Annotated in this window: 9 protein-coding genes; 3 read left to right on the top strand and 6 right to left on the bottom strand. The window is 72.7% G+C overall.

Features of this window, described 5'->3' with window-relative positions; genetic code table 11:
• The first annotated feature begins 3 nt into the window (after nt 1-3).
• The gene (locus QOM21_RS32395; RefSeq protein ID WP_407554559.1) at nt 4-1053 is read left to right on the top strand and encodes a PHP domain-containing protein; all 1050 of its coding nucleotides are present in this window, start codon (nt 4-6) and stop codon (nt 1051-1053) included.
• Nucleotides 1054-1141: 88 nt separating this feature from the next.
• Here QOM21_RS32395 and QOM21_RS32390 read toward each other — a convergent pair whose 3' ends face one another.
• From QOM21_RS32390 to tdh, 4 genes are all read right to left on the bottom strand, one after another.
• A complete protein-coding gene (locus tag QOM21_RS32390; RefSeq protein WP_407554558.1) occupies nt 1142-2497 on the bottom strand; it encodes a chloride channel protein in 1356 nt (451 codons plus the stop codon).
• 184 nt (nt 2498-2681) lie between these two features.
• On the bottom strand, nt 2682-3590 hold the full coding sequence (locus QOM21_RS32385) for a LysR family transcriptional regulator (RefSeq protein ID WP_407554557.1): 909 nt from the start codon (nt 3588-3590) through the stop codon (nt 2682-2684).
• Nucleotides 3591-3594: 4 nt separating this feature from the next.
• Complete coding sequence (locus QOM21_RS32380) at nt 3595-4788, bottom strand: glycine C-acetyltransferase (protein WP_407554556.1); 1194 nt, start codon at nt 4786-4788, stop codon at nt 3595-3597.
• A gap of 29 nt (nt 4789-4817) precedes the next feature.
• Entirely contained in the window at nt 4818-5846 is a 1029-nt protein-coding gene (tdh, locus tag QOM21_RS32375) for an L-threonine 3-dehydrogenase (RefSeq protein WP_407554555.1), read from the bottom strand.
• Nucleotides 5847-6418: 572 nt separating this feature from the next.
• On the opposite strand from tdh, the gene QOM21_RS32370 reads away from it, so the two are divergent.
• Nucleotides 6419-7957, top strand: a complete 1539-nt coding sequence (locus QOM21_RS32370; RefSeq protein WP_407555954.1) for a S1 family peptidase — start codon at nt 6419-6421, stop codon at nt 7955-7957.
• Nucleotides 7958-8157: 200 nt separating this feature from the next.
• On the opposite strand, the gene hemC is transcribed toward QOM21_RS32370, so the two are convergent.
• Complete coding sequence (gene hemC / locus QOM21_RS32365; protein ID WP_407554554.1) at nt 8158-9099, bottom strand: hydroxymethylbilane synthase; 942 nt, start codon at nt 9097-9099, stop codon at nt 8158-8160.
• A 151-nt stretch (nt 9100-9250) separates the two neighbouring features.
• Between hemC and QOM21_RS32360 the strand changes: the two genes are divergently transcribed.
• Entirely contained in the window at nt 9251-12019 is a 2769-nt protein-coding gene (locus QOM21_RS32360) for an ABC transporter substrate-binding protein (protein WP_407554553.1), read from the top strand.
• A 47-nt stretch (nt 12020-12066) separates the two neighbouring features.
• Here QOM21_RS32360 and QOM21_RS32355 read toward each other — a convergent pair whose 3' ends face one another.
• Nucleotides 12067-12849 (bottom strand): VOC family protein, encoded by a 783-nt coding sequence (locus QOM21_RS32355; RefSeq protein WP_407554552.1) that lies wholly within the window; start codon nt 12847-12849, stop codon nt 12067-12069.
• Nucleotides 12850-12886: the final 37 nt, after the last annotated feature.

The raw sequence follows: 12886 nt of genomic DNA, 5'->3' as shown, positions 1-12886 counted from the left end.
CAGGTGGAGCCGGTCGAGGCGCTGGAGCGGATCGCCTTCCTGCTGGAGCGGCAGGGGGCGGTGACCTACCGCGTACAGGCGTTCCGCAACGCCGCTGCGGCGGTCGGCACGCTGGACGGCGAGGAGCTGGGGCAGCGCGCGCGGAACGGCTCGCTCGGCCGCGTCAAAGGGCTGGGCCCCAAGACCGTCCGGGTGATCGAAGAAGCGCTGTCGGGTTCGGTGCCCGCCTACCTGACCCGTCTGGAGGAGGAAGCGGGCGGGCCACTCGTCGACGGCGAGCTGGGGCAGCGGCTGCGAAGCGCGCTGCGCGGCGACTGCCATCTGCACTCGGACTGGTCGGACGGGGGCAGTCCGGTGGCGGCGATGGCCGAGGCCGCCCGCGACCTCGGACACGAGTGGTGCGTACTGACCGACCACTCCCCCCGGCTCACCATCGCCCGCGGTCTGAGCCCGGAGCGGCTGCGCGAGCAGCTGGCGCTGGTGGCGGAGGTGAACGAGCGGCTGGCACCCTTCCGGCTGCTGACGGGCATCGAGTGCGACATCCTCACCGACGGCGAACTCGACCAGGAACCGGAACTGCTCGAAGAGCTGGACGTGGTGGTGGCCTCGGTGCACTCCAAGCTCCGGATGGACGCCGAGCCGATGACGCGGCGGATGCTCGCGGCGGTACGCAACCCGCTCGTCGATGTGCTGGGCCACTGCACGGGCCGGCAGATCACCGGCAGGCGGCGGCCGGAGTCGCAGTTCGACGCGGGGGCGGTCTTCGCGGCCTGTGCGGAGCACCACACCGCGGTGGAGATCAACTGTCGTCCCGACCGGTTCGACCCGCCGCGCAGGCTGCTGCGGCAGGCACTCGACGCGGGGACGCTGTTCTCGATCGACACCGACGCGCACGCCCCGGGCCAACTGGACTGGCAGATCTACGGATGCGCCCGCGCCGAGGAGTGCGGGGTCCCGGCGGACCGGATCATCAACACCTGGACGGCCCCGGAACTCGCGACCTGGACCCGCACCGGAAGGACACCGCGCGCGACGACACCGAGCGCGGGCTGACCTCCAGGCGCCCGGCGCGCCCGCTGTCCGGCAGTGGGCCGCTTCCATGGTCCGGCGGCAGGCCGCCTCCGCCCCCCTTCGCCTCCGCTCACCCGGTGGGCTGCGGAGCGGGCTGCGGAGCGGGCTGCGGAGCCGGGCCCGGGGTGAGCCGCAGGATGGTGACGTAGGCGACCACCACGGCGACGATCACCAGCGGCATGACGGTCAGCCCGGAGTGGCCGAGCAGCAGGGTGGCCAACAGCACCGACGTCATCGGCAGTTTGAGCATGGCGACACACATCGCCCCGACGCCCATGGCGAAGCCCGAGGTGAGCGGCAGTCCGGGGAGGTGCGAGAGAGCCATGCCGCCGGCCGCGCCGAGGAACAGCGACGGGAAGATGGGGCCGCCCCGGAAAGCGCTCAGCGACACGGAGTACGCCAGCCCCTTGCACGCGACCAGCAGTACCAGCACGCCTGCCGAATAGTCGCCGCTCTTGCCGAAGAGGGCGCCCAACGCGGTCTGCCCCGAATACAGCACCTCGGACGACGGCTTGTCGGTCACCGCCGCGAAGAGCACCGCGAGCGCACCCACCACCAGTCCCATCGCCACGCTGGCCGGCACCCGGTTACGGGCGACCCGTCCCTTGAGCAGCAGGGCGAGCCGCCGGACACCGGTCGCGGCGAAGGCGGCGAGCAGCCCGATGACGAGGGCCCAGCCGAATTCCGGCACCGTCGGCTGCGCCGCGTGCGGAACGTGATGGAGCTCCAGCGAATAGGTGCCGAGGCCCGTCCAGTCACCCAGTCCGACGAAGATGAGGGCGCCGATGCCGGCCGCGAGCAGGCCGGGCACCAGGACCACCCCGAGCATCGCCCCGCCCAGGCCCGACGCCTCCATGAGGAGGAAGGCCCCCAGCAGCGGCGAGCCGAGCAGCGCGCTGACCGCCGCGAAACTGCCCGCGGCGCCCACCACCGCGACTGCCTGCTCCGGTGCGTCGCGCTGCACGAGCCGCAGCGCGCCCACCGCCAGGCCGCCGCCGAGTGCGATCAGCGGCGCCTCCGGGCCGAGCACCACACCGAAGCTGAGGGTCGCCAGGGCCGCGAAGGCGATGCCGGGGAGCGCGGAGAGCGCGGGCGCGCCGCCGACCGCCAGACCGTCGGCGGGCTCGTGGCCGCAGCCGCCCGGGAGGTGACGGATGGACAGCCCCACCAGCACACCGGCCACCGCGAGCATCGGCAGCGGCCACCACAGCGGCGTACCCGAGAAACCCAGCGACTTGGGCAGGTCCGTGTAGATCAGCGGTTCCAGCTCACCGACCAGCGCGAGAAAGCCGAACGCCACGGCGCAGACCGGAACGCCGATCAGCGCGGCCATCGCCAGGAGCTTCGCGTACGCGCGGGTCCGCACCATCGCGTAGGGGTCCTGCGGCGGGGCCGCCGGTGCTCCGTCGTGCGGGCCGACGGACATGCGCATCGCCTCCTCGGGACCGGACGCGCCCCGGCGCCACCCGGCCACCGGCGTGCTGAGCCTGCCACGCGGGCCGCGGGCCCGCGGCGGGGACTCGCCGGGAGGAGGCCCGGCCTCGCCTGTCAGGCGGCAGGCCGCGGAAGGACGCCCTCGGTCGGCCTCCCGTTCGCTCGTCCCAGGGGGCTCAGCCCCGTACCACCGCCGCCGCCTCCAGGGCGGCCAGCATCGGGCGGAGCAACGGGTGTGCCTCGGCGCCGCGGCGTACCGCGGCGAAGACGCGACGGGTGGGGGCGACGCCGTCGACCGGGCGCACGACCACCCCCGTGAGGTCCATCCCGGTCAGCGCCGAACGCGGCACGAGTGCCACACCGGCCGCGGCCGAGGCGAGGGAGACCACGGCGCGGAAGTCGTCGGAGGAGTGCTCCAGGCGGGGCTGGAAGCCGGCGTACTCGCAGGCCAGGACGACCACGTCGTGACAGGGGTTACCGGAGTACGGTCCGATCCACGGGTCCTTGGCGAGGTCGGCCAGCGCCACCCGGTCACCGTCCGCGAGACGGTGGCCGACCGGCAGCACCGCGTCGAACGGCTCGGCGTACAGCGGGACACGGGTCAGCCGCGGATCGTCCTCCCCCGGCGCGCCCCGGTACTCCACCGCGACCGCCACCTCCACCTGCCGGTCGAGGACCATGCGCAGGCTGGCGTCGCCCTCGGCGTCCCGGACGCGGACCCGGATCCCGGGCGAGGAAGCCGCCAGCTCGGTGATGGCGGGCGCGACGACCAGCCCGATGCCGGTCGCGAAGGCCGCGACGGTGACCGTGCCGGCCTCCCCCGAGCCGTAGGCGGCCAGCTCCGACTCGGCGCGCTCCAGCTGGGCCAGGACGGCATTGGCGTGGGTGAGCAGGATCTCGCCCGCGCTCGTCAGCCGTACCCCGCGGGCACTGCGCTCCACCACGCGGTGGCCGGTCTCCTGCTCCAGGGCGGCCAGCTGCTGCGAGACCGCGGAGGGCGTGAGATACAGCGCGGCGGCTGCGGCGGTGACCGTTCCGTGGTCCGCCACCGCGCGGAGGATGTGCAGCCGCCGTGCTTCGATCATGCCTCTAGTCTCCCAGGGCGGAGCGCGCCCCCACGAACGCGTCCACCGCGCGGTGCACGTCCTCGGTGGAGTGCGCCGCCGACAGCTGCACGCGGATACGCGCCTGGCCCTGCGGGACCACCGGGTAGGAGAAGCCGATGACGTAGACGCCGCGCTCCAGCAGCAGCTCGGCCATGCGGGCCGCGCGGGCCGCGTCGCCGATCATCACGGGGGCGATGGCGTGCTCGCCGGGCAGGACGTCGAAGCCCTCCTCGCTCATCCGGGCGCGGAACAGGGCGGTGTTGGCGTTCAGCCGTTCACGCAGGTCACCGGCGGATTCCAGCAGGTCGAGCACCTTGAGGGAGGCGGCCGCGATCACCGGGGCGAGCGAGTTGGAGAAGAGGTACGGGCGCGAGCGCTGGCGCAGCAGGGCGACGATCTCCGCACGGGCCGCGACATAGCCGCCGGAGGCGCCGCCGAGGGCCTTGCCGAGGGTGCCGGTGATGATGTCGACGCGGTCCATCACGCCGTGCAGCTCCGGGGTGCCGCGTCCGCCGGGGCCGACGAAGCCGACGGCGTGCGAGTCGTCGACCATCACCATGGCGCCGTAGCGGTCGGCCAGGTCGCAGATCTCGCGCAGCGGTGCCAGGTAGCCGTCCATGGAGAAGACGCCGTCGGTGACGATCAGCGTGCGCCCGGCGCCGGACGCCTCCTTCAACTGGCGTTCCAGGTCCGCCATGTCGCGGTTGGCGTAGCGGTAGCGGCGGGCCTTGGAGAGCCGGATGCCGTCGATGATGGAGGCGTGGTTGAGGGCGTCGGAGATGACCGCGTCGTCCGGGCCGAGCAGCGTCTCGAAGACACCGCCGTTGGCGTCGAAGCAGGAGGAGTAGAGGATGGTGTCCTCCTGGCCGAGGAAGCCGGAGATGCGCCGCTCCAACTCCTTGTGGACCTCCTGGGTGCCGCAGATGAAGCGGACCGATGCCAGGCCGTAGCCCCAGCGGTCGAGGGCCTCGTGGGCGGCGGCGACCACCTCGGGGTGGTCGGCGAGGCCGAGGTAGTTGTTGGCGCAGAAGTTGAGCACCTCGCCGGGCGCGCCACCGGCGGTGACGGCGACCGTGGCGGACTGCGGGGTGCCGATGACACGCTCGGGCTTGTGCAGTCCTGCGGCGCGGATCTCATCGAGGGCGGTGCGCAGTTCGTCGCGTACGGAGTCGAACATCAGACATCAATCTCCAGGAAAAGGGCTGGTCAGACGGTCCAGTCGAGGATGACCTTGCCGCCGCGGCCGGCGGCGGCGTCGTCGAATGCGGCTTCGAAGTCGCGGTGGCCGTAGCGGCCGGTGATCACGGGGGCGAGGTCGAGGCCGCCTTCGAGGAGCACCGACATGGCGTACCAGGTCTCGAACATCTCGCGGCCGTAGATGCCCTTGATCGTGATCATGGAGGTGACGATCCGCGACCAGTCGACGGAGAACTCCTCGGCCGGCAGGCCGAGCATGGCGATCTTGCCGCCGTGGGTCATGTTGGCGAGCATGTCGCGCATCGCCTCGGGCCGTCCGGACATCTCCAGGCCGACGTCGAAGCCCTCGCGCAGGCCGAGCGTGCGCTGGCCGTCGGCGATGGAGTGCTCCGCGACGTCGAGGGCCAGGGTGGCGCCGATCTTGCGGGCCAGCTCCAGGCGCTCCTGGCTGACGTCGGTGATGACGACGTTGCGGGCGCCCGCGTGGCGGGCCACGGCCGCGGCCATCAGCCCGATCGGGCCGGCGCCGGTGATCAGCACATCCTCGCCGACCAGCGGGAAGGACAGCGCGGTGTGCACGGCGTTGCCGAACGGGTCGAAGATCGCCGCCACGTCGAGATCCACGGGCACCCGGTGCACCCACACATTGGCCGCGGGCAGCGCGACATACTCCGCGAACGCCCCGTCGCGGCCGACACCGAGGCCGACGGTGGCCCGGCACAGGTGCCGCCGGCCCGCCAGGCAGTTGCGGCACTTGCCGCAGACCAGGTGGCCCTCGCCGCTGACCCGGTCGCCGACCGCGATCTCGGCGACGTCGCGCCCGGTCTCGACGACCTCGCCGACGAACTCGTGGCCGAGGATCAGCGGCGTACGGATCGCCTGCTGCGCCCAGCCGTCCCATGCCCGGATGTGCAGGTCGGTGCCGCAGATGCCGGTGCGCAGCACCTTGATCAGGACGTCGCCCGGGCCGATGACCGGCTCCGGCACCTCCATGAGCCGCAGGCCCGGCTCCGCCTTCTGTTTGACCAGTGCCTTCACCGCGACGGCTCCCGTACGTAAGAGTGCTGTGACGTGCCGGACGAGTCCCGGCCGCCCGATCACCGACAGCGAATCTTCCCTACGCGGGCCGTCCGGTCCATCGAGGTTTTCTTAAGCGCGGCCACAGCTACCCTTTACGCCCCCTGCGCACCACTGGCGACGCGACGGCCGGCGGGCCGGCCGTGAAGCGGCGCTGCCGGGCCGGCCGGACCGATCGGGCGATCCGGGCCGACGCCTCAAGGGTGCGCCGTCGGAGGCCAACGAGACGCCCATGAAGGGGAGTTCACGGTCCTTTGTCCGTTCGGGCGCGACTCCGGCGCGCTGCCGTCACCTCACCGACCGTGTTCACAGGGCGAGTTGGGTCGCGGAGTGTAGAGCGCCCGCGAATTCGGCGACGGAATTCATCACACCTTGAGTGGCCATGAGCGGGGCCCACGTCCGGCTACGTAGGACTGGGTGGCAACGGTGCACGGGTGCCGGGCGACGCAGCGCGCCTCCCGTGTGCTTCCTTGTGGTCCCAGCTGGAGGTCAGTGAATTGAGCCACCGACATGTGAACAAGCGGACCGGTGCGATGGTGGGCGCCGCGGCGGCCGCCATCGCGGCAGCGGCGGTCATCCTGCCCAATGCCAACGCGAGCCAGGACAAGCCGCTGACCCCGCGGACCTTCACCGCGGCGTCCGCCCCGTCCGCGGCGCGGCTCGCGCAGTCGCTGAAGGCGGACCTCCCGGACCGGACGGCCGGCTGGTATCTGGACGGCGAGAGCGGCCATCTGGTGATGAACGTCCTGACGGCGGACGACGTCGGGAGCGTCACGTCCAAGGGTGCGGTCGCCAAGGTCGTCCGCAACAGCATGACCGCCCTGAAGGCCGGGACGCGGACGCTGACCGACACCGCCTCGGTGCCGGGCACCGCCTGGTCGATCGACCCCAGGACCAACAAGATCGTGGTGCTCGCCGACCGGACGGTCACCGGCCGGAAGATGGCCGCCCTCTCCAAGGCCACCGACGGGATGGACGGCCTGGTGAGCGTCAAGCGCTCCCAGGGGGAGTTCCGTCGCTACGACGGCGAGAACGCCGGCCAGGGTGCGGCCGGGAGCGCCGGGCAGGGCGCGGGCGGGGCCGGCGGGTCGCAAGGGGCCGGCGGCGCGGGTGCCGCTGACGGCGGGGCGGCCGGAGACGGCGGACAGGGGGCCGGTGGCGCGGCCGGCGGGTCCGCGGGAGACGGCGGGCAAGGGGGCGGCGGCGCGGCCGCGGGTCCCGTGGGCGGCACTGCCATCTTCGGTGGCGGCTCCCGCTGCTCGCTGGGGTTCAATGTCACGGTGCAGGGCGCGCCGGCCTTCCTCACCGCGGGCCATTGCGGCAACGAGTCCGAGACGTGGACCGCCGATCAGGCGGGCAGCCAACCGCTGGGCACCGTCCAGGACTCGAAGTTCCCCGAAACCGACTTCGCCCTGGTCGCCTACGACGACGCGGCCGCTCAGCCGCAGAGCGCGGTCGACCTGCAGGACGGCACCACCCAGGAGATCACCAAGGCCGCGGAGGCGGCCGTGGGCATGAAGGTGCAGCGCTCGGGCAGCACCACCGGGCTCTCCGACGGCACCGTCACCGGCCTGGACGCCACGGTCAACTACGGCAACGGCGACATCGTCAACGGCCTGATACAGACGGATGTGTGCGCGGAGCCCGGCGACAGCGGAGGCGCGATGTTCTCCGGCGATTCGGCCGTGGGACTGACCTCCGGCGGCAGTGGTGACTGCACACAGGGCGGCGAGACCTTCTTCCAGCCGGTCACCGACGCTCTCGAAGCCACGGGGGCCGAGATCGGCGCCGGCGGAGGCGGAGGCGCCGCCGCGGGCGGCGGCGACGCGGGCGCCGAGGACCCGGGAGCGGGCGGCGACGCAGGGGCAGAGGACCCGGGTGCCGGCGGCGACGCGGGGGCCGAGGACCCGGGAGCGGAGGACCCCGGTGCGGGTGCCGAGGACCCGGGTACGGGCGCCGAGGACCCGGGTACGGGCGCCGAGGACCCGGGCGCCGGGGCGGAGGATCCCGGCGCGATCGGCAGCGGCAGTGACAGCGGTGCCGGCATCGACAGCGGCGAGGCCATGAACTGACCCCGGCCTGCGCGCGGAGGACCCGGCCCGCCCGGCCGGCCCCGCCACCGGCCATGTTCCGCCGGCCCCGCCCGCCGGTTACCGTCCGAGGAACGGACGGCACCCGGGGGCGGGGCCGGCGGTGGGTCCGGACGAAGCAGGCACGAGCGGGCACGAGCCGGTACGAACACACACGGAACCCGGCCGCGCCCCGCGGCGTGTCAGTGCGTGATGCTGTCGATCAGCTCGCGCGCGCCCTGCCGCAGCAGGGTGACCGCGACGGACGTGCCGAGCGTCTCGGGAGTGAGCGGTCCGGCCCATTCGTGCGCGTTGAGGACCGTCTTGCCGTCCGGTGTGAAGACGCAGGCGCGCAGCGAGAGTTCGCCGTTCCGGTCGGTCCTGGCGTAACCGGCGATCGGGCTGTTGCAGTGGCCCTGCAGGACGTGCAGCAGCATGCGCTCGGCGGTCGTCTCGCGGAACGTCTCCGGATCGCCGAGACCGCTCACCGCGTCGATGGTGGCCGTGTCGTCCTCGCGGCACTGCAGTGCCAGGACTCCGGCACCGACGGGCGGGCACATCAGGTCCACCGACAGGGTCTGGCTGATCACGTCGGTCCGGCCGATGCGCTCCAGCCCGGACACCGCGAGCAGCAGCGCGTCCGCCTCGCCCGCGGCCAGCTTCTCCATGCGGCGGTTGGCGTTGCCGCGCATCGGAACGCACCGCAGATGCGGGTGGGAGCCGGCGAGCTGCGCGATCCGGCGGACCGAGGACGTACCGATGCGGGTCCCCTCGGGCAGCTCGTCGAGCGTGAGACCACCCGGATGGATCAGCGCGTCCCGGACGTCGTCGCGCTTGAGGAACGCGGCGAAGGTCGTACCGACCGGCAGCGGGCGGTCACCCGGGATGTCCTTGACGCAGTGCACCGCGAGATCCGCCTCGCCCGCGAGCAGCGCGGCGTCCACCTCCTTGGTGAACGCGCCCTTCCCGTCGACCTGGGAAAGGGCCCCCATCCACCGGTCGCCGGTGGTCTTGACCGGGACGACTTCGGTGGCGGTCCCGGGGTGCAGCGCGCTCAGTTCGGCGCGGACGCGCTCGACCTGGGCCAGGGCCATGGGCGAGTCACGGGAGACGATGCGGATCAGCTCAGGGGCGGACATGCGCACACGATAGACCGTCAGATCCGGTGCTCGGCACGCGACCCGTGGGGCGCGGAGGGCTTCCGGCGGGGCATGCAGCGGTGGCACAATACGCGCCCTGCTCCGACCCGTCCTCAGGGATCCCATGGCGTCGAACGAACCAGATTCGCAGATACCCGTGTTCCGTGGAGCAGGACATCTGCTCCGTCTGATAGCCGACCTGGTGCGCAGGCCACGGCGCCGGGAGTGTCCCGAGCCGGTGCGGCACCGGGGGGTGGCCCAGGGGCGCGAGGGCCTGCCCGTGGTGTGCCTGGTGGGCGGCACCGATCACACCCAACTCGCCAAAGGCATCAGCTACTTCCTCAGCCACGCCGACCCCCGGCGGGTGCCGCACTGCCTGTACGACCTCCGCGAGGGCGCGGCCGGGGCGGACCCGGAATCCGTCGAGGCGGTCCGCCGGACGCTGGAGCGGCTCGCGCAGGGGCTCGCCCTCAGCGTCAACGGCAGCGACGGGCGGGTGCGCTTCCGCCGGTTCGGGCTGGTCAACTGGCTGATTCAGTCGAGCGCCGGCGGGCCGGGCCACGCAGGGGGACTGGAGGGGAACGACCACACCCTCCTGCAGGGGCTGCGGGAGCGGGAGTTCCGGCGCAGGCGGCTGTTCGGGCTGCTGCGGTCACCGGAGACCGAACTGGCGGTCGACGGGAAGGTGCCGTGGTGGGTGTGGCTGTTCGCCGTGCACGTCTTCCCGCTGGCCTGGTTCCAGGTGCGGCGGGGGCTGGGCCGGGAGTACCGGTGGCTGCTGAACCAGCCCTACCTCGCACCGCGCGACCCGGGCACCTTCATCGGCTTCGCCGAGCGGCTGACCGCACCGCACAACCAGGTCGAAGACCCCGAGCAGTTACGCAAGTTGATGGTCAACGCGTTTCTGGAGGATCTGCGCGTGGCGTTCCGCCGCCGCATCTGGCGGCCCGGGACCGCCCGGCGCACCGCGTACTGCGTGGCGGTGCTCGACGGCACGGGCGCCGGGAACTGCGGCTACCCGCTGCTGCGGACCGTCATCGACGTACGCAACGAGACGGGTGCCTTCGACCCGCTGCTGATCATCAGTTGCGGTGCCGAGGCGCCCGCGGCAGGTACGCAGGCCCGTGCCGACTGGGGCCACAGCTCGCTGTGGGAACTCACCGACCGGCTCTACGGCGGCTGGCGGGACGCCTTTCTGCACACCGGCAGGGCCCGCAACCGGGCGCCCTGGTACCTGCCGGTCTCCGTCCCGCCGCTGATGCCGCCGTCCGACGACCCGGCCGTCAAGGAGCAGTACGAGCTGACGCGGCGGCTGGAGGTCGGCCAGGACGCCCGGCTGAGGATTCCCGAACCGCCGCTGTGGGCGCGCCGCGTGGTGTCGCTGGTGGCGGCCTGCGCTGCCGCCGCGGTGCTGCTCGGGACGGGCTGGGTGTTCCTTGAGGGGGAGCGCGGCTATCGGCGGGCCCACTGCGGCCTGAACCGTTTCGAGGACGACGCCGCCACTCTGCGCACCGCGTCGACGGGCGAGTGCATCGGTGTGTCGCGGCACGGATTCACCTTCCACTCCCCCGACGCCGCGCTCAACAACACCCTCAAGAAGATCTCCGAGCAGAACACCACTGCCGACAAGGCGCACAAGGCGGCCCCGGAGCGTCCGCTGGTGACCCTCGTCCATCTGTCCGCGCTCCTCAGCAGCACCGGCCGGTCGACCGGACAACTGGCGTACGTGCGCGAGGCGTTGCAGGGCGTCGCCGCTGCCCAGTCACGGCAGCTGCGGAGCACCGGCAGCGCGGAGCCGATCGTGCGGATCTTCCCCGCCAACGCGGGTTCGGGTATGCGCTTCGGCACCGAGACGGTGGAGATACTGGCGGGTCTGCGGCGGCAGGACCCGTCCATCGTCGGGGTCACCGGGCTCGACCAGAGCCGCGAGGCGACCAACCGGACCATCCGCAAACTGACCGCGGTGGGGCTGCCGATGGTCGCCACCACACCGTCGGCGGACTCGCTGGTGCGGCAGTCCCCCATGTACTTCCAGGTGTCGCCCCAGAACAAGCGGGAGGCGCAGATCGCCGCCGCGTACGCCGATCACCTCGTCGGCAAGGGCGGGCGGAAGACGGCGCGGCAGGTCCGGGTCGTCAGCTCCGCGGACCCCACGGACATCTACAGCAAGAATCTCCGGGACGATGTCGCGGCGAGCTTCCGGGCGCGCGGATTCGAGGTGGAGAAGACCGCCTTCGCCCCGCCGCCGGCCGCCGGCGGGGAGCCCCTCTCGGACGCGCCGGGCCCCGGCACCGTCGGCCAGCGGAGCTGCTCCTACCCCGGTGTCGTCTTCTTCGCGGGCCGCGCCGAGGACTTCGAGTCGATGCTGGGCGGGATCAACGAGTCCTGCAATTCGGATCCGCCCACCCTCATCGGCGGCGACGATGTGGCGCGGCTGGCCGCGGACGCGGACCGCAGGACGCACTATCCCGGAATCCCTTACGACTTCCTGGACTTCACGCTCGGCTCGGCGAGCTGCGACGGCACCAGCGAGCTGTACTCGGAGATGAACAAGCTCTTCCCCGAGGAGTGCGCCAAGGTGGCGAACTCCTCGCTGGACGGCCATGCCGCGCTCGCGTTCGACGCCGTCAAGCTGTTCATCAACGCCGTGAAGCAGCTGCGGGAGGACGCCTCGGACATGCCGTTGACGCCTCCGGCGGTGTGGCACGCGATCAGCGGGGTGCACGGGGAGGGGGCGCTCGACGGGGAGAGCGGCATCATCGGCTTCGGAGGGGACGTGGACCGTCAGGTGCCGCTGGACAAGCTGCTGTCCGTCCAGCACATCGACGGTATGGGCAGGCCGTCACAGGCGGGCTTCTGCGGCCGGGTCGGCGGTCAGCGGCAGACGGCCTGGTGTCCCCCGCTGGAGCCGGAGAAAGGCCGGTGAGGGAAAGCACCGTCAACTCGCCTGAAATCGGGCTGGGTTAGGGGTGCTCAGGGGCCCGAAACGGTGAAGAGGCCACCGTCGGGGTCGCAGATGACGGCCTGGCGTCCGCCGGCCCCCGGGGGCGGTTCCTCCGGTGTCACGGTGCCGCCGGCGGCCTCGGCCGCCGCGGACACCGCGGCCACATCACCGACCGGGAAGTGCACATGCCACCGGGGGCGGACCCTGGGGTCCGGAGCGGCTTCGACGCCGCCGCCGCGCAGCGTGGCCACCGCACGGGAGCCGTCCCGCACGATCACCCGGTCGTGTTCGTACGTCACATCGCAGCCGCCCGGCTCCTCGGAGGCCCAGCCCAAGACCTCCGCGTAGAAGATGGCGGCGGCGAAGGCGTCCCGCGTGCGCAGCTCCAGGCAGACCGGCGCCCTGCCGTGCCCGATCGCCCAGGCCAGAGTCTGGCCTTCCCAGAAGCCGAAGGTCGCGCCGTCGCGGTCGGCCGCCAGGGCGGCCCGGCCGGTACCGATCTTGATCGGGCCGACCGCGACGGTCGCGCCCCGCTCCCGGATCCGGGCGGCCGTGTCGTCGGCGTCGTCCACCGTGAAGTAGGACGTCCACGCCACGGCGACCTGGAAGCTCGGCGCGAGTGCGCCGATACCGGCGACCGGCTCGCCGTCGGCCAGCGCGACGACGAATTCCTCGCCCAGGCCGGCCGGCCGGAAGGTCCAGCCGAGCGCCGCGGCGTAGAACTCCTGCGCGGCCTCCAGATCGCGGGCCAGCAGGCTCACCCAGCACGGCGCACCGCGTACGGGAGCCGTGCGGCGTTCGGCCGACTTCACATCTGCCTCCTGTGCTGGGCGCTTCTCCCACTCTGCC

The organism is Streptomyces sp. Pv4-95, from assembly GCF_045782725.1.
Lineage (GTDB): Bacteria > Actinomycetota > Actinomycetes > Streptomycetales > Streptomycetaceae > Streptomyces.
Note: the sequence above shows the minus strand (reverse complement) of the source record. Positions and strands in the feature narration are given on the sequence as shown.